The organism is Nitrospira sp. BLG_2, from assembly GCF_049222245.1.
The window spans coordinates 1-3673 of record NZ_JBLYIG010000660.1 but is presented as its reverse complement, the minus strand read 5'-3'; the positions used below and the strand labels follow the sequence as shown (position 1 = coordinate 3673).

The following is a 3673-nucleotide window of genomic DNA, read 5'->3' as shown; positions in this document are numbered from 1 at the left end:
TGTAGAAATCCTGATGATAATCCTCGGCTGGGTAGAAGCTCGAAGCTTTGGCCAGCCGAGTCACGATCGGCGCAGGAAGCCGCTTGGACTGTTCAATCTTGCTTTTCGACTCTTCCGAGAGCTGCTTTTCCTCGTCGGTCGTATAAAAGATCGCCGTCCGATATTGATTGCCGTAGTCGCAAAATTGCCCGTTCGGCATGACCGGATCGATATTGCGCCAAAAGACGTCCAATAATTTGTGATAACTGACCTTCGATGGATCGTACGTCACCTCGACAGACTCCACATGCCCTGTTTTTCCGGCTGAAACTTGGTCATAGGTGGGATTGGCGACCGTACCGCCCATGTATCCGGAGACCACCTCGAGCACTCCGGCGACCTGTTCGAAGGCGAGTTCCATGGACCAGAAACACCCTCCTGCAAAGTAGGCTTTCGCGGTGGGTGCCGCGCCCTGAGCTCCGCTTGAAGGCCAACCTGCCAGAGTCGCGCAAGTTACGAGACCGACCGCCATGATCGAGAACCGGTGAAGAGTAGTCATAGTGATTCTCCTTCTCCATCGTGCCGCAACGTTTACATCTTACTACGGCGATGGTGAAGAGAGGGATGCCGGTTCAGCTTGAGAGGAAAACGATTCAGTCCGAGCATGCCTTTGCAGGCTTCGGGCTTCAGACCGGAAGATAGCCGTGGGTATGCTGTCCTGTGCGGCGCACTCGTCGTCGGGGTCCGTCCATGAGCTTCATGATCAGCTCGATGGCTTCTTCCGGTGAACCGGCGGCATTGACCAATTGCGGGTTGAGTTTTCGGAAGAACGCCACGTCGGCGGGAGAAGCCTCAACGAGAATGACCGGTTTACCGGCTTTCACCGCCAGGGCGACCTCGGATACCGTGCCCGATCCGCTCAATCCACACACCACCACGACATGGCTGGTCAGGACATTGATGTTGTTACGGCCACTGCCCATCTCAGTGATGATCGGCACGTCCACATGGCGCGACACCTTATCCTTGGCCGTCGGCAAGACCCCGATGGTCAAGCTTCCGCCCACCCGCTTGGCCCCTTCGCAAGCCGCGTCCATGACACCCACGTCACGGCCGCCGGTCAACACGACCCAGCCACGCCTGGCAATGAATTCTCCGAGCGTGCGGGCATTCTCGAGGTCCCGCTTCGGAGCCTTGGCGGGCCCCATCACTCCAACCACAAATCGCATCACTCCCTCCCATAGTCCATTCTATTTTCTCTACCTCAAAATCTTGAAGCCGTGAGGGTCACATCCGCATGCTCCCAGGCCTGTTGCCATTGTTTTTCCACGGCGTCTGCTTCACGGTCTTTCCGTTGGGCACGGAGGCTCTGCATGAGTCCGAACTGAGCCCAGCCGTTCCGCGGGTTCTTCGTCAGATCCGCTCGGTAAATAGCTTCCGCCTTGCCGGGTTGAGCGGCCCTCAGCAAGGCGGCGCCAAGGTAGTGACGAATTGGAACTGGCCAGAACGGAGGTTCGTTGTACGGTAACTCCTCCTCCAGTTTGATGGCATCCGCGAACGATTTGAAGGCCTCGTCGTGCTTGTGGCGGCGCATCGCGATCTCAGCTGCCAGCAGTCGCTCCGCGATTATGAGCAGGCTCCGTTCAGTTTTTTCTTCCGACGTCCGATCACGGCCCAAGCGTTTGGCCATGCCGACCAGCACCGCATGCTCGCCCTCGGCGCCGGGCAAGCGGCCTGACGCCGATAGCGCCATTCCTCTTCCCAGTCGCCACATCCCCTGCTGCAGACGCAGCAGTTTGGGAGGAGGCGGTTCACGCAGCAGTTCATCCCACTGTCCAAACCTGATCATCGACCACAAAGGAGTGGGAAGATACAATTCCTTCCATCTGTCCTTCCGCGCTTCCTCTTCGGTGATCGTTCCCGTCAGCCGGCGCGCCACCTTCAAAGCCTCGGCTCTTCGTCCCTCCATCGCCAAGGACGCCCAAAGAAAATGCAGGTTGTGGGAGTAGTAACCGTCGGCATAGTCGCCGTTTAACTTTCGGGCAGTCAAATAGTGGCGATCGACATCCGCGGCATGCGCATTCCGTTCGGCCGCCTCATGATATCGACCCAGTCTCATGTAGATGTGGGCCGGCATGTGGACCAAGTGGCCGGCGCCCGGCATGAGACCGGGCAATCGTTCCGCGCAGGCCACGGCACGGTCCGGGGTCGGGGAAGCTTCCACGGCATGGATGTAATAGTGGCACGCCCCGGGATGATTCGGGAAACGCGCCAGAAGCGACTCCAATGTGGACAGGATCTCGTCGGTGCCGGGCTTTGGCCGGCCGGCCGCCGTCCATAAATCCCACGGGCGTAAGTCCATCAACGCTTCAGCGAACAATACACCGGCATCCGGGTCGTTCGGAAACTGCCGCCAGACCAAACGCATGGCGTCCGCATACGCCTTATCGAGGGCCGGTCTCGCATGCCCGTTGAGAGCGTATCGCTTGCCGATCGCATCGATATAGGCCTGCTCGGCTGGGCTCACATGGGCACGATGCGAGCGAGCCTTTTGTACGGCATCCCGCGCCCGTCGTTCTGCTGCCTTGTCCATCGCCGCATTGATGTTCGGACCAGACGCGAGCGCCACCCCCCAATAGGCCATCGCCGCGGAGGGATCAAGACGCGCGGCTTCTTCGAAGGCCATGATCGCCTCTTCATGGTTGAAGGCGTACACGAACCGCAGACCTTGATCAAAGTATTGTTGAGCCTCGATGGAGTTCGTCGTGATGGGATGATGAAGGGTGCCGAGATTGTCAAAGAGGGGGACCCGAGCGACATGGCGTTCGGCGGCCGCACTCAAATCAAGCGCCAACAGCCCTATCCACGGCACCGCCCACAAGAGGAGGCGACAGATGCTCATTGACGGCTTTGTAGCAGACGAGACCCGTACCTGGCTAGCAAGATGCGGAAAAAGATGCCAAGTCAGAATGGCTTATGCGCAGCCTGCTGGAGGACAGGTATGCGTGTTGAGGGAACCACTGTCGCGGGTCAGTAGGAGGATTCGTTCTGTTTACCTACGACGTGCTCAAGAATCGCTCGGAGCCACGGTCAATATAGGCTGACCGAGCCCGGCTTAAAGATTGAGCGCCTGGCCTTCACTTTTCTGAGGAGAAAACGGATGTTCATTTTCATGAGAAGAATTCGGTGTCTCGTTTTCACCCGGTTTCTTCCGACCGATGCGGTTTCGCTTGAAAGAGGCGGCCGCCGTGCCGGTCGACGTCGTCGAGAATGCGCCGACTTCCAGTTCTTTACCGAGATGAACGAGAACCTGTTGCTGAGAGGCAACCAAGGAAGTCAACTCTTGAATGTGTGAAGTAAGCCGTGCAATCTCATCCTGCTGCCCGACCAGAAAGGTTCGGAGTTCGGCGACTTCTTCCGACTGAACAAGAGTCGGTGCCTGAGCCGGCTTTTGTAGGATGGTGACTTTTGCAGCATGCGGGTTCTCTGCTTCTTGGACCGGCTTTCCGTTGACTGGCTTTCCGTTCGGCTGGACGTGATCCTGTTGAAGCTTGCTGTGCTCCATCGTTCGGTCGGGTAGCGCAAGCGGTTTACGGCCCCTTGGAGAGGTCTCGTCCTCATACCGTGTCACATACGTGAAGAGATCAACCATCTTTCGCCAGCAAACAGCTCCGGCATTGAGCAAGAGCTGACC

At 58.0% G+C, this 3673-nt stretch carries 4 protein-coding genes; all 4 read right to left on the bottom strand.

Features of this window, described 5'->3' with window-relative positions:
• On the bottom strand, nt 1–538 hold a 538-nt coding region (gene msrA / locus ACOSYY_RS17505), incomplete at its 3' end, for a peptide-methionine (S)-S-oxide reductase MsrA (RefSeq protein ID WP_421664117.1).
• A gap of 127 nt (nt 539–665) precedes the next feature.
• Nucleotides 666–1208, bottom strand: coding sequence for an SLOG cluster 4 domain-containing protein (locus tag ACOSYY_RS17500; protein ID WP_421664116.1), 543 nt, complete (start codon nt 1206–1208; stop codon nt 666–668).
• A 35-nt stretch (nt 1209–1243) separates the two neighbouring features.
• On the bottom strand, nt 1244–2881 hold the full coding sequence (locus ACOSYY_RS17495; protein ID WP_421664115.1) for a tetratricopeptide repeat protein: 1638 nt from the start codon (nt 2879–2881) through the stop codon (nt 1244–1246).
• 213 nt (nt 2882–3094) lie between these two features.
• Nucleotides 3095–3673 (bottom strand): hypothetical protein (locus ACOSYY_RS17490; protein WP_421664114.1); only part of this gene is annotated, 579 nt, incomplete at its 5' end.

What these genes read in the sequence shown, in the direction of transcription:
- ACOSYY_RS17500 (WP_421664116.1), bottom strand. Translation starts at nt 1,208, where the DNA reads ATGCGATTTGTGGTTGGAGTGATGGGGCCCGCCAAGGCTCCGAAGCGG.
- ACOSYY_RS17495 (WP_421664115.1), bottom strand. Translation starts at nt 2,881, where the DNA reads ATGAGCATCTGTCGCCTCCTCTTGTGGGCGGTGCCGTGGATAGGGCTG.